The following is a 289-nucleotide window of genomic DNA, read 5'->3' as shown; positions in this document are numbered from 1 at the left end:
ATGTAGCAGCGCGCGCCGATCGTCACGTCGCCGATCACGACCGCGCTCGGGTCGAGGTACGCGGACGGATCGACGCGCGGCCGCATCCCGTTGAATTCGAACAGCGGCATCGTCAGAGCGCCGCGACCGCTTCCGGCACGAGCGTGAACAGGTCGCCGACGACACCGTAATCGGCCACGCTGAAGATCGGTGCTTCGGGATCCTTGTTGATCGCGACGATCACCTTCGAATCCTTCATGCCGGCCAGGTGCTGGATCGCACCCGAAATGCCGACCGCGACGTACAGCTG

At 64.7% G+C, this 289-nt stretch carries 1 protein-coding gene; it reads right to left on the bottom strand.

All coding sequences use genetic code 11. The features are described 5' to 3' along the window. Positions 1 to 112: 112 nt before the first annotated feature. The coding region (locus AAEY79_RS14470) for an FAD-binding protein (RefSeq protein ID WP_352288983.1) at positions 113 to 289 on the bottom strand (177 nt) is incomplete at its 5' end.

The organism is Psychrobacter sp. GW64-MNA-CIBAN-0177, from assembly GCF_040309585.1.
Taxonomy (GTDB): domain Bacteria; phylum Pseudomonadota; class Gammaproteobacteria; order Pseudomonadales; family Moraxellaceae; genus Psychrobacter; species Psychrobacter okhotskensis.
The sequence above is the reverse complement of the archived record's forward strand: the minus strand, read 5'-3'. Positions and strand labels throughout refer to the sequence as shown.